The sequence below is a fragment of the Clostridium sp. 19966 genome (assembly GCF_032335695.1).
In the GTDB taxonomy this organism is placed as follows: Bacteria; Bacillota; Clostridia; order Clostridiales; family Clostridiaceae; genus JACTOJ01.
Genome location: NZ_JACTOJ010000004.1, coordinates 47842 through 71259, shown reverse-complemented (window position 1 = coordinate 71259; position 23418 = coordinate 47842). Strand labels below are relative to the sequence as shown.

At 29.9% G+C, this 23418-nt stretch carries 21 protein-coding genes; 20 read left to right on the top strand and 1 reads right to left on the bottom strand.

Annotated features, from left to right (window positions below):
• Nucleotides 1-137 precede the first annotated feature (137 nt).
• From IAI10_RS05420 to IAI10_RS05380, 9 genes are all read left to right on the top strand, one after another.
• The gene (locus IAI10_RS05420; RefSeq protein WP_315672267.1) at nucleotides 138-335 is read left to right on the top strand and encodes a hypothetical protein; all 198 of its coding nucleotides are present in this window, start codon (nucleotides 138-140) and stop codon (nucleotides 333-335) included.
• Nucleotides 336-413: 78 nt separating this feature from the next.
• On the top strand, nucleotides 414-1436 hold the full coding sequence (locus IAI10_RS05415) for a radical SAM/SPASM domain-containing protein (protein ID WP_315672266.1): 1023 nt from the start codon (nucleotides 414-416) through the stop codon (nucleotides 1434-1436).
• Nucleotides 1429-2427, top strand: coding sequence for a radical SAM/SPASM domain-containing protein (locus IAI10_RS05410; RefSeq protein WP_315672265.1), 999 nt, complete (start codon nucleotides 1429-1431; stop codon nucleotides 2425-2427). The genes IAI10_RS05415 and IAI10_RS05410 overlap by 8 nt, the downstream gene beginning before the upstream one ends.
• 14 nt (nucleotides 2428-2441) lie before the next feature.
• On the top strand, nucleotides 2442-2717 hold the full coding sequence (locus IAI10_RS05405; protein ID WP_315672264.1) for a PqqD family peptide modification chaperone: 276 nt from the start codon (nucleotides 2442-2444) through the stop codon (nucleotides 2715-2717).
• Nucleotides 2718-2730: 13 nt separating this feature from the next.
• Nucleotides 2731-4761 carry a radical SAM protein gene (locus IAI10_RS05400; RefSeq protein ID WP_315672263.1) on the top strand — a complete coding sequence of 677 codons (2031 nt, stop codon included), beginning with the start codon at nucleotides 2731-2733 and terminating at the stop codon, nucleotides 4759-4761.
• A 14-nt stretch (nucleotides 4762-4775) separates the two neighbouring features.
• Entirely contained in the window at nucleotides 4776-5534 is a 759-nt protein-coding gene (locus IAI10_RS05395) for a methyltransferase domain-containing protein (RefSeq protein ID WP_315672262.1), read from the top strand.
• 2 nt (nucleotides 5535-5536) lie between these two features.
• Nucleotides 5537-7255: an ATP-binding cassette domain-containing protein gene (locus IAI10_RS05390; protein WP_315672261.1), complete on the top strand. Its 1719-nt coding sequence runs from the start codon at nucleotides 5537-5539 to the stop codon at nucleotides 7253-7255.
• Nucleotide 7256: 1 nt separating this feature from the next.
• Nucleotides 7257-8210, top strand: coding sequence for a radical SAM protein (locus IAI10_RS05385; RefSeq protein WP_315672260.1), 954 nt, complete (start codon nucleotides 7257-7259; stop codon nucleotides 8208-8210).
• Nucleotides 8203-9078 carry a membrane dipeptidase gene (locus tag IAI10_RS05380; RefSeq protein WP_315672259.1) on the top strand — a complete coding sequence of 292 codons (876 nt, stop codon included), beginning with the start codon at nucleotides 8203-8205 and terminating at the stop codon, nucleotides 9076-9078. The genes IAI10_RS05385 and IAI10_RS05380 overlap by 8 nt, the downstream gene beginning before the upstream one ends.
• Before the next feature lie 152 nt (nucleotides 9079-9230).
• On the opposite strand, the gene IAI10_RS05375 is transcribed toward IAI10_RS05380, so the two are convergent.
• On the bottom strand, nucleotides 9231-9446 hold the full coding sequence (locus IAI10_RS05375) for a helix-turn-helix transcriptional regulator (RefSeq protein WP_315672258.1): 216 nt from the start codon (nucleotides 9444-9446) through the stop codon (nucleotides 9231-9233).
• 172 nt (nucleotides 9447-9618) lie between these two features.
• Here IAI10_RS05375 and IAI10_RS05370 point away from each other — a divergent pair, with 172 nt between their 5' ends.
• From IAI10_RS05370 to IAI10_RS05325, 11 genes are all read left to right on the top strand, one after another.
• Nucleotides 9619-10404 carry an AAA family ATPase gene (locus IAI10_RS05370; protein WP_315672257.1) on the top strand — a complete coding sequence of 262 codons (786 nt, stop codon included), beginning with the start codon at nucleotides 9619-9621 and terminating at the stop codon, nucleotides 10402-10404.
• On the top strand, nucleotides 10401-11390 hold the full coding sequence (locus IAI10_RS05365; protein WP_315672256.1) for a ParB N-terminal domain-containing protein: 990 nt from the start codon (nucleotides 10401-10403) through the stop codon (nucleotides 11388-11390). Before IAI10_RS05370 ends, IAI10_RS05365 begins: the two co-directional genes overlap by 4 nt.
• Before the next feature lie 752 nt (nucleotides 11391-12142).
• The gene (locus IAI10_RS24645; protein ID WP_396334346.1) at nucleotides 12143-12511 is read left to right on the top strand and encodes a TnpV protein; all 369 of its coding nucleotides are present in this window, start codon (nucleotides 12143-12145) and stop codon (nucleotides 12509-12511) included.
• A gap of 44 nt (nucleotides 12512-12555) precedes the next feature.
• Nucleotides 12556-17769: a helicase-related protein gene (locus IAI10_RS05360; protein WP_396334345.1), complete on the top strand. Its 5214-nt coding sequence runs from the start codon at nucleotides 12556-12558 to the stop codon at nucleotides 17767-17769.
• A gap of 24 nt (nucleotides 17770-17793) precedes the next feature.
• A complete protein-coding gene (locus IAI10_RS05355) occupies nucleotides 17794-18045 on the top strand; it encodes a hypothetical protein (RefSeq protein WP_315672254.1) in 252 nt (83 codons plus the stop codon).
• Complete coding sequence (locus tag IAI10_RS05350) at nucleotides 18045-18761, top strand: JAB domain-containing protein (RefSeq protein ID WP_315672253.1); 717 nt, start codon at nucleotides 18045-18047, stop codon at nucleotides 18759-18761. Before IAI10_RS05355 ends, IAI10_RS05350 begins: the two co-directional genes overlap by 1 nt.
• 20 nt (nucleotides 18762-18781) lie before the next feature.
• On the top strand, nucleotides 18782-19759 hold the full coding sequence (locus tag IAI10_RS05345) for a DUF3991 domain-containing protein (RefSeq protein ID WP_315672252.1): 978 nt from the start codon (nucleotides 18782-18784) through the stop codon (nucleotides 19757-19759).
• Between the two features lie 143 nt (nucleotides 19760-19902).
• Nucleotides 19903-20205 (top strand): plasmid mobilization protein, encoded by a 303-nt coding sequence (locus tag IAI10_RS05340; protein WP_315672251.1) that lies wholly within the window; start codon nucleotides 19903-19905, stop codon nucleotides 20203-20205.
• A gap of 169 nt (nucleotides 20206-20374) precedes the next feature.
• Nucleotides 20375-21196, top strand: a complete 822-nt coding sequence (locus IAI10_RS05335; RefSeq protein WP_315672250.1) for a hypothetical protein — start codon at nucleotides 20375-20377, stop codon at nucleotides 21194-21196.
• 126 nt (nucleotides 21197-21322) lie between these two features.
• Entirely contained in the window at nucleotides 21323-22273 is a 951-nt protein-coding gene (locus IAI10_RS05330; RefSeq protein WP_315672249.1) for a relaxase/mobilization nuclease domain-containing protein, read from the top strand.
• A 189-nt stretch (nucleotides 22274-22462) separates the two neighbouring features.
• A complete protein-coding gene (locus tag IAI10_RS05325; RefSeq protein ID WP_315672248.1) occupies nucleotides 22463-23296 on the top strand; it encodes a DUF5677 domain-containing protein in 834 nt (277 codons plus the stop codon).
• Nucleotides 23297-23418 lie beyond the last annotated feature (122 nt).

Here is a 23418-nt window from a genome sequence, read left to right as displayed (position 1 = left end):
TGTTGTTGATGAGAAATTTTGGTAGTATAATAAAATAAATTAGAGGAGCAAATTACCTCCTTCTAAAATCTCTTAACGCCTTGTAAAATATAGAAAAATTGCAGGTCATTGAGGAGCAAATTAGAGGAGGATTTTTAGTGCGAGAATGGTTATTGCCTTTGATTATATTGCAAAGGAGGTTTGATTATATGAAAAAAGAATTTAAGCCACAAATGGAAATTTTTGATCCTTTTAAGGAGCCTTTTTCAACAGAAACTGAAGTCGTTTTTGACCTCAGAGATATGGATGCATGCTGCGCATGTACAGCTTGCTCAGCATGTAGCGCGTGTAAATAGTTTTAAAAGAGTTGCTCCTCTAATGAAACTACAGTTAGTAAACTATTCTCGATTGGAAAGCATGAAGGAGATTATAAAATGATTAAAAATATAAATAGAGCAACTGCACCCTTTTATGTACAATTTGAATTAACAGAAAGATGCAATAATAAGTGCTATTTTTGTTACAACCCACTTGGACATTTGGACGGTAACGAACTTAGCTTAGAAAAAGTAAAAAATATCTTAGACCAATTAGCTGAAGCAGGTGTATTTCGAATTAACTTTAATGGTGGTGAACCGTTAATGAGAAAAGATTATCGTGACATTGTAAAATATGCGTATGAGTTGGGTTTTGAATTACATATGAACACTAATTCGACACTTATTACTGATGAATTAGCTGAATACTTATCACATTATATGAAAAGTGTCTGTACATCTATTCTTCATTCAGACAGAGAAATACACGATAGGATGACTGGACGAGTAGGAGCATATGATGATGTTATTAGGGGAATACAGATTTGGAGAAGAAATAATGTTAAAGTTGAAGTAAATGTTTGTACTTCAACAGAGAATTATAAAGATATTTACAATATCGGAAAAATGATTTCTGATTTAGACTGTTATGCACTATGTTCCACAAGATATATTTTAAATAAAAAAGAAAATAAAAATTTATTATTGAATTCAGAACAAACAATGGAACTTATTGATCTTTTATTTAAGGTAAAAGAAGATTTTCCGAATGTAAGTGATGTTAGCTTGCCAGGACCAGTTCCATATTGTGAAGTAGAAAAACAATATTATGAGAAGCTAAGAATATTAAATATTCCTTGTCAATATGGATATGGACTAGCAAGAATTAGTCCAGTAGGAAAAATTACACCTTGTACAATATCAGATGATACAATTGGCGATTTAAACAAAGATAATTTTGCAGATATTTGGAAAGCAAAGGGATGGGAAAAGTACGAAAATCTATGTCATATTCCTGTTGCTTGTAGAAGTTGTGAGGAATTAAAGCGTTGTAAGGGCGGTTGTGTAGTATATGATGAATCAATCAATGCTTGCGGAGAAAAAGTAACAACCAGAAAGTGGAGCGAAGTTAATGAATAATGAATCACTTTTAAGATATAACATTAATATGAGTCCTACCAGGGTAGAACTTGAATTAACGGAACAGTGTAATTTGTTTTGTCAGTTTTGCTATAATACTCAGAAACCTATTATATCAACGTCAGTATATCAGGTGCTAGATAAACTTTATGATGAAGGTGTACTTGAAATTATTCTTACTGGTGGAGAACCCATGCTTCATCCGGAGTTTTTGAATATTTTAGATAAATGTTCTAAATTATTTACTAAAGTTATGGTTCAAACAAATGGTACATACATAACAGAAGAAATTGCTGGATGTTTAGAGAAGGCAAATGTCTTCGGGGTAAATATTTCACTTCATGGTTCAAAAGAGGTACATGAACAATTAACTTGTGTTGCTGAAAGTTATGGACAGGCCATGTTAGGGATTAAAAGAGTTTTGAATAAGAATATTAAAGTTGCATCTAATTTTGTATTAACTTCACTTAATGTTTCTTATTTAGGTGATTTTATTGATGAACTTTATAGTATTGGACTTAAAGAAATGACATTGACTAGATTTACCCCCACAGGTGTAGGTGCTAGTAATGCTAATTTAACTATATCACATCAGCAGTTGATTGATGCATTGTATTGTGTAAAGAAGAAAATGGATTATTATAAAGATTTTAAAATTATATTGGCTAATTCTATTCCATACTGTGCATTGCCAAATGACCTGAAGTTTTTTTGTGAATATTGCCATTTTGGAAGTTCAAGATTCTACATAGATGTGAATGGAAATGTCTTAATGTGTGGAATGTCAAGAATAGTAATAGGTAGCATACTAGAAAAAACATTTAAAGAAATTAAGTCGGATTCAGATATATATAAGAGTCATGTGTGCGGAACTGATGTGCCAGAAAAGTGCATAAAATGTAGTCAGTTTAGTGTTTGTAGAGGTGGATGTAGAGCAGCAGCTTATGCGTGTTCAGGTGAAATATGTGGAAGTGACCCATATTCTAAATAATGGAGGAAAAAACGATGAATTGTATTGATAAAAATTTATTATTAAAAGTTGCAGATGGAGTTAGAGCAAGAGAAGAAGAATTTGGACTGCTGATAGTGTCAAAAACAACACCAGCCATGTCATTAAATATGGATAGTAAATTTGTTTGGAATTTGATTGATGGTATTAACACTGTAGGAAACATCATTGATAAGGTAAAGGTTGAATATGAAGCCGATGATGTTGAGGAAAATGTATATGCAATTCTTAACGGGTTTATGCAATTAAAACTTGTACATCAAGCTGAATAGGGTGTGTAGAGTTATGCTAAATAAAGGTATGAATTATATAATTCCACCTACCTGTGAACCTACTGTTCCATTATTAGGACCATATCAGATGGCTGGATATGCTGAGAGTATAGGATATGAAATTCATATATATGATTATAATAACGAATTTGTAAAGTATATTATTAATAATGCACAAAGTGTTGAATATAAAGAAAAGAAAGAGGAACTTATTGATATATTGGAATGGAAAGCCTGCAAGAAGTTTATAGATTCATTTGAAGATATAAAAAGCTATTCTGATTTATTAAATGCTCTTAAGAATTGTGACACTTCAGTACGTTATTGGCATTTAATAGACTATATTAGAGCTTGTTATGATTTGTATTCCCTAAACTATAAAGAGTTACGTTTTAGGCTTGATGGATTAGATTGTAAATATAAATGGAATATTTGGGGAGATATTGAAAAATTTATTGAAGAATATAAAAATTCTGATTTAATGAACTTAATACGAACTTGGATAAATAGATTTGATTTTAGGCAATTGGGCGTAATTGGAATTAATATTACATTTGAAAGCCAATTATTTATAGCTATTTTATTTTGTATAGCAATACGAGAAATTCAGCCTAATTTATTTATTGTAGTTGGTGGAGGTTTTGTTAATTCATTTATTGATTCCGATGAATCTATTGGGCCGTTAGAAAAATATTGTGATATGGTTTGTGCAGAAGAAGGTGAAGCTTTAATTTGGCGTTTAAATGAACAAAAACAAATAAATTTTGAGGAATTACGTTCTTTAGGTAAATCAAGTGGAAAGTATGCTAAATTTGTGAAATCAAGTGATTTATGTAATCAGAAGTTGCAGGTATATCCTCCTAGGATTACACAAGAGCAGATATCATCATATTTATCCCCAAGTAGAATATTGCCTCTAAGATTCACATATCAATGCTATTGGGGAAAATGTAAGTTCTGTACCGATAAAGAATATCATGATTGCTTAGAACCAAAATATAATTTTACAAGAATGATTCAATATTGTATATCAAAAAGTCAAGAGCAATTATTTGATAGTATTTATTTTTTAGACAGTGCGATACCTGCCAATGTGTTAAAATTATTTTGTAAAGCAATTAAAGAAAATGGAGCTAAATTCACATGGGGAACAAATTCAAGATTTGATAAGGTGTTTGCAGATGAAGAATTTATTAAAATGTTAGCTGAAGCAGGATGCACATTTATTAAATTTGGACTTGAGTCAGGTTCGCAGAGAGTATTGGAATTAATGAATAAAGGAACTAAACTGGAAGATGCAGCTAAAATAATATATTTATGTCGTAAGTATAAAATTTTAGTTCATACTTATGTAATGTTTGCTTATCCAGGTGAAACAGAGTTAGATAGGCAAGAAACTAAAGCGTTTCTTTTGAGTGATTACTCGCACCCTGACAATTATAATTGTTCGGAATTTATATTGTATGGTACTGCACCTGTTGCAAAAGAGTTAGGATACTCTTTTCAGAATATAGATAATTGTGAAGAAGGTTGGCATAGTTCATCGTATAGTTTTACTAATGATAGTATAAAAAAAGCTGTTTCAGATATGAGGACAGCTTTTGATAATAAGTATCAACCATCAAATATTTTAATATCAACTGGACATACTATATCTCTTTCAGGAAAATTAACAAACAACATAATAAATAGAATAGTATTGAAAAATTCTACTTTATTAAGCCTTTCAGATAGTGTTGTATATTCTCAAACGAATAATATAAGTATTTTATCAAGGTGGAGAAGACGTGATTGTTTTGTATATTTCACAGGTGATTTTGCGGAGTACATTTTTAATAATTTTAAGAAAATAACAGTAGAAGAAGCAATGCAGGTTGGTTATACAACAGATACATTATATGAATTGATAAACGAAGGATTTTTAGAGTTCATCAATTATGGAGAAGGGGTAGCATTGCCGTATAATGACGATAATCAAATTGAATTTGTGTATGGAAATAAATTCAATAAATTAAAGTGGTATGGCTATTATGATGCTAACTAAGGTGATAGAAAAATATGAAGGAAAATTATGAGGCTTGGAATGGATATGCAAAAGAATATAATACAATGGCTAGATTTAATACAAAGTTAATTCACCTAGGATTAGGTTTAAAAGGCATTGAGTCTAATTCAATAGTTAAAGAAAATGACAAAGTTTTAGATGTAGGTTGCGGAAATGGATTAAATACATATTTAATAGCTCAGAATACCAGTGGCTATGTTCTCGGAATTGATGTAGCAAAGTCAGCTATTGATGATGCTAATACAAAATATGGATTAAGTAATCTTTCATTTACAGTAAATGACTTTGAAAATTTTGCATCTAAATATAATGGTGAAGTGTTTAATTTAGTTACTTTTTTTGGTTCAATAGATTATATAAGATTGAATGATGAATTTTTTTATAAGTTGAATAGTATTACAACTAAGGGAACTAAGTGCTTTATATCAAAATTTCACCCGTTCTGGACAACACTATATGACAATGACATTGAAATAGAATGTAACAAATGTTATTTTGATGATGGTAGAGAAGATAAAATTCAATATGGGATTCAGCAGAAGCATTTCTTTTTGAGATATCATTATACATTATCTTTTTTGGTAAAAATATTTAAAAAACATGGGTGGAGATTGAGTTTACTAGATGAACCCAAACCAGACATTAAAAATGCAGATTTTGCATATAAGAATTATGATACAGATGATGTTTTGATGGATAGGATTCAAAGAATACCTATGACCATGATCATTGAATTTGAACGGGGTGAATAATTTTGTCAAATGAAATTATTGTCAGGGATGCTAGTAATAACAATCTAAAAAATATTTCTGTTTCAATACCATTAAATAGGTATGTGGCATTAATGGGAAAAAGTGGAAGTGGTAAATCAACTTTAGCAGTTGATGTTATTTTAGCTGGATATATTAAAAAATATTATAATGTGATAGTTCCAGTAAAACCGGAATTATTTAAACAGAGAACTTCAGGATATTCTAAAAAATGCAGTTTATTAAAATTTATGGAGTTGAACGTAATTAGCAAAAATAAAGAATTGACTGTTATTGAGTACTTAAGATTAATAAAAATAACATCAAAATTTACAGCAGAGAATTTATTAATAATTGCTGAAAAACTAGGAATTTTAGAAATAAGTATGAATAAGAACATTTCTGAAATGAGTCTAACAGAATATAATAAATGTCGTTTTCTCAAGTTGTTGATTTCAAGTGAAGCAGAACTTTTTATTATTGATGAATTGTGTGCTGGAATGATATATGAAGAGGCCTGTGCAGTTGCTGATATTTTTAAATATATAGTATCTTTAGGTTTTTCAATTATTGCAATCGAACATTCATTGCCAATTATATCTTCTGCAGAATATGTAGTTGTGATGGGACCTGAGGCAGGGATAAATGGAGGCAAGGTTGTATTTGCAGGTGAAATGAGTGAATACAAGAAAAGAGACACTTGGAAGCAAATGATATTGACATATAATACAAATATTAACATTAATCAAGGTTCAAAAAAATTACTTAAAATTAGTGATGTTAATTATCACTCATTTAGTAAGATGGAAATTAAAATACCACTTGAGGGAATTGTTGCAGTATGTGGAGGAATGTGTGCAGGTAAAAGTTCAATGCTTGAAATAATATATAGAGCTTGCGATAAGTCTGCTAATGCATGGAAAAATAGAAAAGGAATAGATGGAGAGATTACAGGTAAGAACTATATTAGAAGACCATATATAATTGACCAAACTCCAATAGGTAATAATTCAATGAGTACGCCAGCAACTTACGCGAGTATTATGGATAGTATTCGAAATTTTTATTATAATTCAAAAGATAATGAAATTGCTAAAATGGATAAGTCTGAGTTTTCTTACAATGGAACAGGAAAATGCCTTAAGTGTGGTGGAACTGGATGTTTTGAAACTGATGCAGGAACAGAAAAAATATATATAACTTGCTCTGATTGCGGGGGTAAGAGGTACAAAAAAAGTGTTGAAATTGTTAAGGAAAATGGTCTTATGATTGGAGAAGTATTAACAACTTCATGTAAGGAGTTATATGATATTTATAAGGAAGATAGAAGGAAAAAAAACCTAAATGATAAAATTGGGTTTATAAATGAAGTTGGCTTATCTTATTTAACTTTAGGACAACCATCTAGTACTTTAAGTGGTGGAGAAAGTCAAAGAATCAAAATAACTAAAGAATTAGCAAAAAAGTTAGGTGACAGATGTCTATTTATTCTTGATTCACCAGCAAAGGGATTACATGTTGAAGATTTACCTGATGTAATGAAGGTGCTAAAAAAATTAGTTTCCAAAAATAATAGTATTATTATATCTGAAAATAATCCATTTTTTATATATAATGCTGATTGGGTAATATATTTAGATCAAGGTAAAATCATTTATCAAGGTGAACCGATTAATTTGCCTACTAAATGTAAAAAGAGATTAGGAATAGGAGTGAATGTGTGATATGCAAGAAAACGTATTGAACTATCCAGAACGAGCTCATGTTGAACTTACTAGTAGGTGCAATTTTAAATGTTTAACATGTAAGCATGGTTATGAGAGCTATGGCGAAGATTTGGATGATGATGTATGTGATGTATTAGTAAATGAAATAATCCCTAATCTTAAAGAAATTGAATTACAAGGAACAGGAGAATCACTTTTAAGTCGTAATTTTTCTAAAGTATTTAATGCTGCGGTTGAAAGTAAAAATTGCAGATTAATATTGATTACTAATGCTTCATTATTATCAGATGAATACATTGAAAAGATGGTAAAAAGCAATATGCAGTTAGTAGTTTCTTTGGATGGTTCAGATATTGAAACATTTAAAATGCACCGTCCTGTAGGAAACTTTGAAAGTATTATAAAGAATTTGTATAAAGTACAAACATATAGAAAAAAAATAGGAAATAGTGATTTCTCATTTATAATTAATACTGTTGTTACAAGGAAAAATATTGAAAAGTTAAAAAATATGATAGATTTAGCTAGCAATATAGGGATTGATTATCTATTTGCTTCGGAAGTAAGAGAGTGCATGCCTAATAAAATGATGTGGAATGAGTTCCGCTTAGATAATTATGATAATAGAGAGAAATTGAATAAATTTATAATAGAATGTAAGGATTATGCAAATGGAAAAAATGTTGGATTCAATTTTAATCCTTATCTAGAAGAAAAAACGCAGAAGAAAAAAGTATGCATTTCTCCGTGGAAACATATTTTTATTTTTGCAAATGGCGATGTATCGGTTTGCTGTGAACTTAATAAAAAATTCGGAAACATAAAAGAGGATGCTTTTAAAGCTATTTGGAATAGTGAAAAATTAAATGATTTTCGAAATAATATGCTTTTTGAAGATTATGACAAACACTGTTTAGAATGTTGCTTACCATGGGGAATAACATATGAATAAACTATTTTTTTTACATACACATTTTATTCCAGAAGAGCTTATAAGTAATGATATTGGAAGTGTTTTAGTTCCTGAATTTTATCCAGATCTTGTTAATGAGTATTATAAAGATGTTTGTTATTTTCGTGATTTAAACTCATACTTTGAATATATGGAGAAAAAGAAGATTTATAATTGTGAATTATTTTATTCAATTGAAAATATTAATATGTTGAAATCAATAAAAGACATATATCAATATTTGAAAAATGGGCTGGCAATGATTCAGCTGTTCAATGGTAGAAGTAATAAATATTACACAATTGAAAATGGGTTAACAAATGATGGATATGAATTGTTAAGAGTTATAGAGGAACATAATTTGTTATTAGATTTAAGTCATTTAAGTGATGATCAAATACAAGATATATTTAATTTTTATAGCGGAAGAATGGTGGTATCTCATTGTTCATGCAGAGATATAATGATTGATAGTAAAAATCGTTCAAATTCTTTAAGTATAAAAATGATAAAAGAATTGGGAAAACAGGGTACTGTTTTTGGTATAGCATTTCTAAATGATATAGTTACTAGTGAATTGCATTCAGAAAAAGAAAATGATGATACAATTATAGAAGATTTAGTAGAACAAATTTGTTGTTTCGTTGATTTGGTTGGAGTAAGCAAAGTGGCGCTTGGACCAGACTTTATTTGTACTAATTACTTCTCTAAAGTTTTTAACACAAAACTTCATATTCCAAGTAGTCTTTACAGATGTAATGGATATGAAACTTTAAAAACTAAATTGATGAACAAAGGGATATCATCAGATAGTGTAGATAGTATATTTTATTCTAATGCGTATAATCTTATTAAAAATCGAATTTAGTGATGTTAAGAAAAAATTCAGTCTTTTGACAATAAAGATATTTAGATTTAGGTACTGTAATATGACTTATAAAATAGAAAAAGACTATGAAAAAAATCTTTATGTATATAGGATTTCATAGCCTTTTTGTGCTTTATAAATCACAAAAAGCATTATATTTTCTCCCCGTCCTCAAAAATAAAAAATCCTTCAAATTTACAGCCAAGAGCTGTAGCAATTTCAATTAATTCCTGCTCAGAAAAGTTGTCACGATTCAATTTATTAGTTAAATTTTGACGAGAAGTACCAACCATATCGGCTAAGTCTGATATGGTTATTTTTTTTCGCCTTAATAGAATTCTAATTTTCTCACCCATAGTTAATGCCATAAATATTCACACCTTTAAATATTATATATACAAATATACACTAAAAAATTTACAATAGCAACTTTGTTGAATTTATAGAAACTATTTAGTTTACAAAAATATAGACATAAGATATAATTGAGTTTATAAAGAAACTTAAAAGTGTACAAAAAATAATGAGGAGGCAAATCTTATGATTAGTAATAAGGTGATTTCAATAGTAAATCAAAAAGGAGGTGTAGCCAAAACCGTAACAACTTTAAACTTAGGATATGCATTAGCAGAAATGGGAAAGAGGGTATTACTTATAGACTTCGATCCGCAGAGCAGTTTAACAGTATGCTTTGGATATGACAATACGGATAGTATAAAAACGACAATATATAACTTGATGTCGCTAGCTATTGAAGAAAAAAGCTTACCTAAAAAGGAAGAATATATTATTTCGGCAGGAAATATTGATATTATTCCATGTAGCTTAGAGCTATCAGCAATCGAAATAGCCCTTGTTAATGTTATGAGCAGAGAACTTGTTTTAAAATCTATTGTTGACGAAATAAAAAATGATTATGACTATGTAATTATTGATTGTTCTCCATCACTAGGTATGCTTACTATAAATGCACTTGCTGCTTGTGATAGTGTGATTATTCCTGTTACTCCTCAATATCTTTCAGCCAAAGGCTTGGAGTTACTTCTTAGAAATATTATAAGAGTTAAGAAAAGAATAAATCCTAAGATTGAGGTTGATGGAATACTTTTAACCATGTATGCAGAAAGAATGAAGCTTTCAAAAGAAGTTTTATCAATAATTCAGGATGCTTATGGAAGCAGAATAAATATTTTTGAAAATAAGATACCAACTTCAGTTAAGGTTGGCGAGGCTAATATGAAAAGCAAGAGTACCATAGAATATGATTCTAAAAATAAAGTGTCTATTGCATATAGAGAATTTGCTAAGGAGGTGGCTGCAATATGAGTGAGAGAAAGTTGATGAGCTTAGATGATATGTTTGGAGACAGTGAAGTTAAAGGTGATACTAATTCTGGCGTTATAGAAGTTGAAATTGATAGACTGATACCTTTTTTAAATCATCCTTTCAAATTATATGAGGGTGAAAGATTTGATAATATGGTCAGAAGCATCAAAGAGTTAGGAATAATTGTGCCTGTTATAGTAAGAAAAAAGGGAGACAGTTATGAGATATTGTCTGGACATAATAGGGTTAATGCTGCAAAGGTTGCAGGACTTAACAAAGTTCCTGTATCTATAAAAGAAAACATAGACGATGAAGAAGCTATTCTTATAGTAACTGAAACCAATCTTATGCAGAGGTCCTTTACTGATATGCTGTTTTCAGAAAGAGCTGCTGCTTTATCAGAACATCATAAAGCACTAACATCTCAAGGCAAAAGAACAGACCTTTTAAAAGAAATTGAAACTATGCTAAAAGCTGATGAAATGAAGGTTGAAGAAACTTCTCGACTATTAGGCGAGAAGTTAACAAGTGCAGATGAAACAGGAAGAAGTTTTAATTTATCAGGAAGAACAGTATCAAGATATTTAAGGATTTGTCACCTTATAAAAGAATTAAAAGATAGACTTGATATAGAAGAAATACCATTCTTTGCAGCTGTTGAACTTTCATATTTAAAAGAAGATGAACAAAATATTATTGAAGCTATACTTATTGAAAATAAATTTAAAATTGATTTGAAGAAATCACAAGTCTTAAGGGATTATTCAGAAAAAAATAAACTTGATGAAGAAACAGCTCATTCAATTCTTTCAGGAGAAATTAATAAAAAGGCAAAGTTAAACAAACCTGCGACTATAAAATTGAAGCCTAAGCTAATAAGCAAATATTTCAAACCAGAAGTTAAGCAGCCAGAAATTGAAGAGATTATTGATAAAGCTCTAAAGTTATATTTTGATAGTCAGGGGAAGGAGGTATTAGATGAGTAGAATAACAGAGGTTAAAGAAGTATATGAGAAGATTACAAGCATAGTAACATCTAACAAGAAAGAATGGAAAGAATTCTTGGATTTTTCAGCAAGAATTTATAAGTATAACTTCGATAATGCAGTTTTGATTTATGCTCAAAGACCAGATGCTTCAATGGTTGCTACAATGGAGATATGGAACAGAAAAGTCGGAAGATATGTAAATAAAGGAACAAGAAGTATAGCAGTTTTTGATACCTCTATGCAAACACTCAAATTAACATACTTATTTGATATCAAAGACACTAATGGAGAACCACATACTGTTCCTAAGTTGTGGAGGCTTAATGATACTATAAACGCAAAGCTTTTAAAAAGTATAAATGAAAAGTATAATTTAAAAAGTAATTCTATAGAAGATTTAATATCAAAAGTTACAGATATTAAAATCAATGAAGAATTCGACAGTATTATTGATGGTTATGAAGAAGATATTGAAGAAACTTGGCTTAAAGATTTACCCAAAGAAGGCTTCATAAGTTATTTTATTCAGACCATCATGGAAAGTGTAAATTATATGGTAACAAAGAGATGTGGAATAAATACTTCAAGCTTTGATAATGAAAATACTTTTATGGTAATAAAACATTTTAATACGCTGCCATTAACATTTAGGCTTGGAAATTCAGTGTGTAATATATCTCAAGAGATTCTTAGAGAATTTGAAAATGAAATATATAAAATTATAAGAGAGCAAAGGAGCGAAAAAAATTATGAAAGAGAACCTGAACTTAAGCTACAAGGAAATGGACGGTATATTTTATCCAGAGATACAAATATTCAGGAACAAGGAAGCAGATCAGAAGCCACTAGGGAAGTACGGACAGATGGCACTAAATTATCTAAAGAACAATCATCAGAACAGATACAGCTTACTTCTAGCCAAAGGGGAATTGATGGAGAAAATGCATCAAGTAAACGAGGAGGCATATCAGAGGCTGGAAGTATTAATGGAGCAAATGCTAAAGACAGATCCGATAATAAATCCAGAAAACACAATGGAGAGCTTCAAGCACAGGAAGAAAATAAAGGAAACAGCAGAGGAGATAGTTCTTCACGAGATAGTATACAAAATGAGATAAAGCAAATTGATATTTTTGAGTCACAGCAAAGTGGCTCTTTTTTAATGCATGAAAATAAAAAAACAGAAGTTGTTAATACTGATGATGTCCAAGATAAAATTCAAGAACAGGCTATTTATAAACTTAAAGAGTTAAATACTGATTATTATAAAAGCTTAAAATTTGATGAACCTTTAGAAAAGCAGCTTTACTCAAAGACCTTGCAGAATATATCAAATTTTATTACAAGCCAAATAACATTAGAAGAAGTAAGCATAGGAAGTCAGTTAGAAAATATTCAAAATGCAATTAATAGTGTGATTAAGAATATTAGCCTTAATGATATGGATATTAGTGCTGCTGTAAATAAAATAAATTCCTTAATGGGCAATGAAGTCAATGGAAAAGTTGAAACTAAAGAAAAATCAGCTTCAAAAGAGAATATTGAAAAATTAAACTACCGCTATAGTCCAGAAGATGAAATTGGTGTGGGTGGCGTTAAAACTAAATTTAGAAATAACATAGAAGCTATTAAAACTTTAAAGGTTATTGAAGAAGAAAATAGATTAGCAACACCTGAGGAACAGAAAATACTCGCAAAATATGTAGGATGGGGAGGGATAGCTCAGGCATTTGATATTAATAGTACAGGATGGAATAGAGAGTATACAGAATTAAAGAATCTTTTATCTCCAGAAGAATATGTATCTGCTAGAGCCTCAACACCTAATGCTCACTATACTTCACCTACTGTAATTGAAGGGATATATAAAGCACTTGAAAGTTTTGGATTTAAAACAGGAAATATTTTAGAACCTTCCATGGGAGTTGGAAATTTCTTTTCAACAATTCCAGAAAGCATGAAAGATTCAAAATTATATGGAGTAGAACTTGATGATATTTCAGGAAGAATAGCAAAGCAGCTCTATCAAAAGGCAGATATTAAAATACAAGGCTTTGAAGAAAATAACTATCCAGATAATTTCTTTGATGTTGCCATAGGAAATGTTCCCTTTGGAGATTATAAGCTGCATGATCCTAAATATGATAAACATAATTTTTTAATACACGATTACTTTTTCGCAAAAACTTTAGACAAAGTAAGACCAGGCGGAATTATTGCTTTCATAACATCTAAAGGTACTATGGATAAAGAAAACAACAGTGTAAGAAAGTACATTGCAGAAAGAGCAGAATTAATTGGAGCGATAAGACTTCCCAATACTGCTTTTAAATCAAATGCCAATACAGATGTTACTGCAGATATTATATTTCTTCAAAAGAGAGAAAGGGTACAGGTTACAGAAGAAAATTGGCTTCATGTAGCAAAAACAGAAGATGGAGCGCCTATAAATGAATACTTTCTTGATAATCCAGAAATGCTTCTTGGAAAAATGGTTTTTGACCAGAGAATGTTTGGTGAAGGCAGTAAATATACAGCGTTAGTTAATGATGATGAAAATTTTGATTTAAAAGAAGCTTTAAATAAAGCAGTTCAAAATTTAGAAGCAAATATATCAAGCTTTGAAAGGGAAGAAGCTGCTACAGAAGACTTTATTCCTGCTGATCCCAATGTTAGAAACTATACTTACACCTTTATAGAGAATCAGTTATATTATAGAGAAAATGCAGTAATGAGAAAAATTGAAGCCTCAGGAAAGACTTTAGAAAGAATAAAGGGACTTCATGCTATAAGGGGAATTACTAGAGAGATAATAGACATTCAAACAAATGGCTGTACAAAGGAAGAGTTAAAAGAAAAGCAAGAAATATTGAATAAAAGGTATGATACTTTTGTTAAAAATCATGGATATATAACGGCAAGAACCAATAATACAGCTTTTAGAGATGACAATGATTATCCCTTATTATGTTCACTTGAGGTAGTAGATGAAAACAAAAATGTCACTAAAGCCGATATGTTCACTAAACAAACTATACGTCCTCTTGAAAAGATAACAGAAGTAGATACAGCCATTGAAGCTCTTACAGTAAGTTTAAATGAAAAAGGAACAGTAGATTTGTATCTAATGTTAGAAATTTATGATAGTACAAGAGAAAATATTATAAATGAACTTAAAGGTTTAATATTTTTAAATCCTGAAAAATATAACAAAGATGATTTAATTCAAGGCTTTGAAACTCAAGATGAATATTTAAGCGGCAATGTAAGGCAGAAATTAAAATTGGCAAAACTTTATGCTGAAACTAATCCAGAGCTTTTTACACAAAATGTAGAAGCCTTAGAAAAAGTTCAGCCAATAAATTTAGAAGCTAGTGAAATTGATATAAGGCTTGGAACAACATGGATTGAAGAAGGTGATATAGAAAAATTTATTTATGAAACCTTAGGCACTCCAAAGTATGCACAAAACTCAGGTTCTCGTTATAGCAGCAATGAAATAAAAGCTCATTATAATAATTTCAATGCATCTTGGGTAATTGAAAACAAAGGATTAGATGGCTATTCTGTAGCAGCAACAGAAACCTTTGGGACTAAAAGACTTAATGCATATTATATTATTGAGGAAACATTGAACCTTAGAACTGTTACTGTAAAAGACAGAATAGAAGAAGGCGATACTGTAAGGTATGTAATTAATCAAAAGGAAACTATGTTGGCAAGAGAAAAGCAAAATCAGATTAAGGAAGTATTTAAGAACTGGATATTTAGAGATCCTGACAGAAGAAAGAAATATGTGGATTTTTATAATGAAAATTTTAATAACATAAGGCTTAGAGAGTATGATGGCTCTCATTTAACTTTTCCAGGCATGAATCCAGATATTAACCTTAGGCAGCACCAAGTAAATGCTATAGCTAGAATTTTATATGGTGGAAGTACACTTCTTGCGCATTGTGTTGGCGCAGGGAAAAGTTTTGAAATGATAGCAAGCGGTATGGAACTCAAAAGATTAGGACTTTCTAAGAAAAGCATATATGTAGTTCCTAATCACTTAACAGAGCAGATGGGGGCAGAATTTTTAAGATTATATCCTTCAGCTAATATTTTAGTTACTACAAAGAAAGATTTTGAAAAACAAAATAGAAGAAGATTTGTAAGTAGAATTGCTACAGGGGCTTATGATGCAATAATTATAGGGCATACTCAGTATGAAAAAATACCAATTTCAAAGGAAAGACAAGAAAGAATGTTAAATTATCAAATTGAACAAATGACCTATGCAATAGAAGCTACTAAAAGAGAGCGAGGAGAAAACTGGTCAATAAAGCAGATGGAGAAGTTTAAAAAGAGTTTAGAAAGTGAACTTAAAAGACTTCTAGATGAATCAAGGAAGGATGATGTTATAAACTTTGAAGAGCTTGGCATTGATACTATGTTTGTAGATGAAGCGCATTACTATAAGAATTGCGCCACATTTTCTAAAATGAGAAATGTGGCTGGGATATCAAATACAAGAGCTAAAAAAGCCAGTGATATGCTTATGAAATGTCAGTATATTCATGAGATAAATGAAGGCAGGGGAGTAATATTTGCTACAGGAACTCCTCTTTCAAACTCGATGGTAGAAATGTATGTAATGCAAAGGTATCTTCAAAATCATGAACTTGAAAAGCGAGGTATACAGCATTTTGATGCTTGGGCAGCAAGTTTTGGTGAAGTAGTTTCATCACTAGAACTTGCTCCAGAAGGTACGGGCTATAGGTTTAGAAGTAGGTTTTCAAAGTTTACAAACCTTCCAGAGCTTATGACCTTATTTAAAAATATAGCAGATGTTCAAACCTCAGATATGTTAAAGCTTCCAGTGCCAAAACTTAAAGATGATAAGTATATTTTAGTAGCTTCAGAGCCAAGTGAGTTTATAAAACATGAAATGGGAAACTATGTCGAAAGAGCTGAAAGAATTAGAAACGGCATGGTTGATCCTTCTGTAGATAATATGCTTAAGATAACTAATGAAGCAAGATTATTAGGTACAGATCCAAGGCTTATTAATAAGGAAGCAATAAATGAGCTTAACTCAAAGGTTAATAGATGTATTGAAAATATTTATGAAGAATATAAAAAATCAGAAAGTGTAAAAGGAACTCAAATAGTATTTTGTGATGTTGGAACGCCTAATTCAGATGGGCGTTTTTCTATTTATGATTCAATTAAAGCAGAACTAATAAATAAAGGAATTGCTGAAAAAGAAATATGCTTTATACACGATGCTAAAAATGAAATACAACGGGAAGAATTATTTTCAGATATGAGATCAGGCAATAAAAGAATAATTATAGGAAGTACACCTAAAATGGGAACTGGTACAAATATTCAAGATAGGTTAATTGCACTTCATCATTTAGATTGTCCATATAGGCCAAGCGATATCGAACAGCGTGAAGGAAGAATTATAAGGCAAGGAAATATAAACCCTGAGGTAAATATTTATAGGTATGTTACTAAAGATACTTTTGACAGCTATTTGTGGCAGATTGTAGAGCAAAAGCAAAAGTTTATATCCCAGATAATGACTTCAAAATCTGTTGCAAGAAACTGTGAAGATGTAGATGAAACAGTACTATCCTATGCAGAAGTTAAAGCTTTAGCTACAGGAAATCCATTAATAAAAGAAAAGATGGACGTTGATAACGAGGTATCAAGGCTTAGAGTTTTAAAAGCTGCTTATGATAGTCAAAAATATAACATGCAGGATAATTTCACTTTTAAGTATCCAAAACTTATTACTGAAGCTGAAAGTCAGCTTGAATGTATCATCAAGGATATTGATAAAAGAAATATGGAAGATGCTAAGGATTTTTTAATAACTATAAATGGCAAGTTATTTGATGAAAGAGAAAAGGCAGGAACAATGCTTCAAAGTCTTTATGAGAAGATACCAAAAGGTGAAGAGCTTCATGTAGGAAGCTATAAAAGCTTTGATTTAAAACTAAGGAAAAATTTATTCTTTGAAAAGTATGAACTCTTAATCCATGGTAATTTAAAATACATTGTAGAGCTTGGAGATAGTGCTCATGGGAATATGCTAAGAATTGAGAATATGTTAAGTAATCTTGAAGGAAAGATGGAAGGCATAGAAGAAAAAATTGAGGAATGCAAAAGAAATCTGGAGCAGTCAAAAATAGGATATGATAAGCCTTTTCCTTATGAAGAAGCTTTAAAAGAAAAGCTGTCAAGACAATTTGAACTTAACTCTCTTCTTGATTTAAACAAAAAGGATGCTGAAGTTATTTTAGATGAGGATGCTTTAAATAATGCAGCGGAAGATATGGAAGTAGTTAATGATGAAAATTGTGATGAAATGGTAATTTAGAGAAATGTAATAGAGGTGAGGTAAGTGAATAAGGAAATTAATAGAGAAAGTTATAAATATTTATGTTCCTTAATGGCACAGCTTTTAGAGCTGGATGCAGATACGGAAGAAATGATAACGGAATATATTGAAAAACATGGAGTAGATAATTTCTTTAAGGATTACGAAAATATGGAGCTTCCTTATGAGGTATATGAAAAGCTTGAAGGATTGCAGATGGTATTAGAAACTTTAAATGATAAAGCTTTTGATGAAAGTATTGGAGGTGTAATCTAATGGAGAAGAATAAGCCCTATACTTATAGCTTTTTAAAAGGTTTAAATAATTTAACAGGAGTTTCTATAAAGAAAATAGAAGAATATGCAAAAGAAAACAATCCATTTAATATTTTAGAGCATCCAAAGGTTATTGAACCAAATGATAAGCAGCTAGAAAAAATATCAATGCTAAAAGAATTTATAGCATCGTATAATTTGTTGAAAGCCCATGAAAATGAAAGTAAAATTAAATTTTCTACACCAAAGGAGGCAGCAGAGTATTTTGTTCCATTGTTAAGTGGTGTAAAGGATAGGGAAAAGTTTATGGTAGCTTTTTTGGATAATGGAAATAACATAATTCAAACAAAAACTATGTCGGAAGGGAATGTATCTCAGGCAGTGGTTTATCCAAGAGAAATCTTAAAAGAAGCTTTAGCTTGCGATTGCAGAGCCATGCTTCTAGCTCACAATCATCCTGGAGGTTCTAATTTTCCATCAAATGATGACAAAGCTTTAACACAGAAGTTAGTTAATATTTTTAATCCATTAGAAATCAAAATATTAGATCATATAATAGTTGCAGGGATAAATCATTGTTCAATGGCTGAAAAAGGTTATATGTCACAAGCAGTAGATGGATTAGCTAGCTATGAACCCATAAAAATAGAAGATAAAAATTTATTAAAAGAAAATCAAAGCTTCAATTCTGAACTAGATGAGGAATTGGAGCTTTAAATTTTGGGAGGTAGAAGCTAATGGAAAAGCTAAAATTTACTGATGAAGAAATATATAAAGCTGACAACACAAATATAATAAGCTATGCCTTAAGTTCAGGATATCCAGTAAAGCAAGTTACTTCTCGTTCCTTTAAAATAGATGGTTATGGAGGTTTATATATTCATAGTAATGGTCATAAATGGAATTGGTTTTCTCAGAATAAAGGTGGAGGAGCTATTCAATTTGTAATGGAATTGGAAAATAAATCTTGGGTAGATGCAGTAAAAACTCTAATAGGAAAAACAGATGAGATTGTAAAATATAAGCCACCAGAAGTTATTGAAGAAGAAGCAAAAGGAGATTTCATTCTTCCAGAAAAAAATAATACTTTTAAACATATCTTTGCCTATCTTATTAATTCAAGGGGTATTGATAGTGAAATTGTAAAAGATTTTGTAAATGAACATAAGCTATATGAAAATACACATGGTAGCTGCGTATTTGTAGGATTTGATAAGGAAGACAATCCTAAATATGCAAGTGTAAGAAGTACTAATACTACAGGTAATTCTTTTAGATGTGATGTGAAAAACTCAGATAAAACTTACCCATTTTGTAAGACTGGAAGGAATAATACTGTATGCATATTTGAAGCACCTATTGATCTTATGAGTTATCTTACATTAATTAAGAAGCACAATATAGAAAATTTTGAAAATCACTGCATTTCTCTTGGAGGTGTTGCTGATAAAGCCCTTGAATATTACTTAAAAGAAAATCCTGGTATAAATAAAATAATGCTCTGCCTTGATAACGATGAGGCAGGGCATTTTGCCTGTAATCAGATATTCAATAAATATAAAGACAGTTATGAAATTGTAAGGCATAACCCTAAAGGGAAGGATTTTAATGAAGATTTAATAGCTTTAATTAAGGATTCAAAGGTAACAAAAATAAGTGAAAATGAAGTAATGTATGAGGTAAAGCAGGAAAACTATGAGGAAATTGAAATTTAGTTCTTTTTTCAATATCCAAAAGAACTGAACGAAAGCCATAGGCTTGAGGTGAGGGCAAGCTTCCTATTGGTATAGCCAATAGCTTGTTAAGAATGGGGAAATCCCCAAGCCCCTTTGAAAGTCACTTAGAAAGAAGGGATGGTATGAGAAAAAGAAATGTTCAAACTAATATTAGAATGACAGAAGATGAAATAGAGCAAATAAAAAAGAAAGCTAAGAAAGCTAATATGACATTTAGCAATTATGTTATAGCTTCTGCACTTAATAAAGATATTGTGGTTATTGATGGAATAAACGATTTTACTCATCAACTTTCTAAAGTAGGTACAAATATTAATCAATTAACTATGCTTTGCCACCAAGGAAAGATAACTTGTCCTGATATAAATTCTGTAAGTAAGATATTGAAAGAGATATGGGAGAAACTTATAGGAATTAGGAAATAAGATAAAGTTCTTGGAATTATTGAGAATTTAAAAGAAGAGGAATATAATTTAGTATAATGAATCAGTATTGTCGAAACAAAACAGATATTTTAGTGAGTTGCTTATAAATTATGAAGAATATCTATAAATAATAAAAATGTACAAATTGGAAATGGAAGAGGTGGAATATATGGAGTTTAATGTTAGATTATTAGAATGGAATATACATTTGATGGCTAAAAAAATTGACAGTATAGCATGTATTGTAATTGAGCAAATTAGGGAAATCAATGCTGATATCAATGTTATAATTGAATACAAGAAAAATGAGTCGTTTGAAAACGAAGTTAGATCACTAGGATATACCGTATGTACAAATGGTCTTATAGATGGACAAAACGAAATTCTTGTTGCAATAAAAACAAATATTATTATGGACAAAGCAGAACCTTTCATATTAACAAATATTCCAATAGAAAATGACGAAATATGTCCGAACTTTATCCATGTCTTTTTTTATGAAAAATGTGGTGTTCCAGTATCTATTATTGGAGTACGAAAGATAGACGAGATTACAATCGAAAAGCAAATAAGGCCGTTAAATAGATATTTAGTATCTATAAAAAATAATAATCCAAATCAAGTAATCATTGCTACAGGGGATTATAATGCAACTAATGATACATTAAGCCAATATATTGAAAAATCCTTTTGTGTAAAAACACCTAAACATAATAAATCTTTATACGGAACTGATGATTACATTAACAATTATAGCTATTTTTTTATAAACAAATATACAAAAATAATAGAAGGCATGAATTCTATTGATCATTTTATTTGTAGTAACAATATTAGGATTGATGATATGAAGTATTCATGGAGTTTTATTAAAAAATCAGAGGGGTATCCTTGCTATGACGACATTGAAAAAAATAAAACAGTGTGGAATATTTCTCGTGGGTTTCCAGATCATGCTATTTTAATAGGTACTATTAAGGGGTATTTATAAAATTCAATTTATCAAAATTAAATTCCCGTTTTATAATAAGATTAAAGTTATAAAAACACTTGCTATTCTAAAATAGCAGGTGTTTTCTATTTTTACCATAATTAAGTGAAAAAGTAAGGTGAAGATATGGCTGTAATTGAATTTATTAATGGTTCAAATAATACTTATAAAGGTATGAAAAGAGCTATAAATTATATAAAGAATCCTCTAAAAACAGCAGAATATTTAACTGGAGGAAAAAATTGCTCACCAGATATTGCTTATGAAGAGTTTGTTATGATTAAGCAGAATTTTAATAAAGAAAATGGGAGACAGTTTATACATTTTATTCAATCCTTTTCGCCTAATGATAAAGTTACACCGGAAATAATAAATGAAATTGGGAAAAAGCTTTTGGAACATGAAGTATTTAATGATTTTCAGGTAATATATGCAACTCATACAGATAAAGAACATCTTCATACTCATTTTATTGTAAATTCAGTTGGTTTTTCAAAAGGATGTAAGTGGCAGCTATCTAAGGAACAATTAGAAAGTCTTAAGGAACATTCAGATGAGTTATGCAAAGAATATGGTCTTATTGTTGTTGATGGAGAAAAAGGAAAGCACAAAAACAGGGGAGAATATAGAGCAACGGATAAAAAGCAAAGTTGGAAATATGAGCTGTATCTTGCCGTCAAGCATTGTAAATGGTGTAGCAGAAGTAAGGATGAGTTTATAAAAAATATGACTAAGCTTGGATATAAAGTTGATTGGGCAGATGAAAGAAAATATATAACTTTTACAACTCCTGAAGGTAAGAAGTGCAGGAATAGAAAACTATATCCTCTAGAGCAATTTACAAAAGAAGCACTTTTTAAGGCTTTTGAATTAAATAAACAGAAGGCAGATAAAAAGCAACTTGAAGCAAAGATGGAATTATTATTTACAGCAATTGAAATGATTGCTAAGGATAAAAGCAATAATTATAATTCTAAGTTGCCACTTACTGCTCTTGAAGGACAGGCAAAGAAGGAAAGAGCTATTGAAGAAAGTAAAGGAAGAGGGCTTGAGTGGGAAAGTGGAAAAGATATGTAAAAAAAATATGTATTTATAAGTTTTTTATGATAAAATATTTTTAGGTAGATCGATTAAAAATATGATATATGTAAGTGATAAGTATTGATATTAGGTATGATTGACTAATGATCTGAAAAAGGATTGATTAGCTATTATCATATTTACAAAGAAAGTTTTATCTAAATTATTTATATTGGAGGGAGTTCTATGATACGAGATAATTATGGGAATTGTGTATATGAACTAACTGGAGAAGAAAAAGAATTAATTACTGAGCATAAATTGTTTTATGATGACTTATTTAAGTATTTGAATGCTGTTTTAGATAATGGTTTTGATGAAACTATAAAGGATTTTGAATTGACAATATATTCGAATATATATAGGATAGTTGAATTATTAGATACGTTGAAGGTTATGACTGAAAATAGTTTAATTAATTCTGGGTTTATTATTTTACGTTCTTTAATTGAGTCTGCAGTTCAATTGTGTTATATTCTTTTGGATGATGCCAAAATTGAAAAAAGAGCAACTATCTTACAAATGCTTGATATTAAAAGAACAGCCGTAGATGAAGATGATTTTTATAAAAGGATGGATCAAATTGAATGCTATAAATCGTATGTTGAAGTAATTAAGAGAGATAAACCCTATCCTAATTGGTATAGTTATTGTGAAGATAAGAGAACTACTTTAGAAAATTTATTTAATTTGATAGGTTGGGAGAAAATATATTCAGATATTTATAGGCCATTATGCATAGAGACACATGAAATTAACCATATGGAAACCAATATTGCATTTGGTGGTGGAAAATTTAATTTTAAACCTCTTAGAATGTTTGAAAATCATGTATTGCTTTTAAATTCTGTACTTACAGTTATGGCACCTTTGCTAAATAGATTAGTATATATGTATGGTAATGACAAAATTAAAAATGATTGGAATGAATATGAGGTTAAAGTAAAGCAATATATCAAAAGTAACCATTCAATTACTGAGATTGAGAAAATTTTCAACCCATCAGTAAAATGGTTTTGATAGTTATAATTTTAAGAACAAAATTAGATGTAATAGTAGATTAGAATCAAATATTTTCGAAATATAATTAGAAATAGACTTACTGAGGTTTGGTAGGTCTTATTTTTATCCCCAAAATTCAA